General features: G+C 61.3%; 1 pseudogene. It reads right to left on the reverse strand.

The annotated features are described in order from the left end of the window. Positions 1-649 (reverse strand): annotated as a pseudogene (locus PO883_RS34725) (hypothetical protein); the annotation flags it as partial.

Genomic DNA, 649 nt, shown 5'->3' on the forward strand with positions numbered 1-649 from the left:
AAAGCGCTGGCTGGCAGTAACGCTGGTAAAACCGATCAGACGATCCCGACCATCGTAGCTGTAGCGCTGGTCCAGTCTGCTTGACATGGCGTTCCCCGCGTGCGTGGCCGCCACGATCCGTCCAGCGGCATCGTAAGTGAGCGTGCGCGTCGCCCCTCCGGCCTTCACGTTGCCGATTGGGTAACTGACAATACGGTTTTCCAGGTCGAACTGGCGCTCGTACTTGTTGGGACTGCTTGCGCTGTGATTCCCCCATAACCATGAGCGCACTGCGCCAAACGGTTGGTAGCTTATCTGACTCAGAATCATTGTCCGCGCAACGCCAGGGCGGGTCAGGCTCAACGCGGAAGACCTTCCGTTGCTGTCGTAGGTAACGTCGATACGATTGCCGCTGGGGTAGGTCATCGAGGTAACGTGTCCAGCGGCACTTCCCTCGGTGCCATAGGTGTAGGCGGTCACGAAGCGCCTGGGCGCCGGGCCGCTCGTCTGTTCCTTCCTCGTAAGTCTTCCCATGCCATCGTAGGCGTACACGGTTTTTCCAGCTTCATCCGTCATTGTGGTCACGCGGCCCGCTGCCGGGCTGCCGGCAGCGCCGTATTCAAACGTGCTGGTGCCGATGGCTGTCACGCGGCCCGCCGCGTCGTATCGG

Origin of the sequence: Massilia sp. DJPM01, from assembly GCF_030348125.1 — a bacterium.
Lineage (GTDB): Bacteria > Pseudomonadota > Gammaproteobacteria > Burkholderiales > Burkholderiaceae_D > Telluria_A > Telluria_A frigida.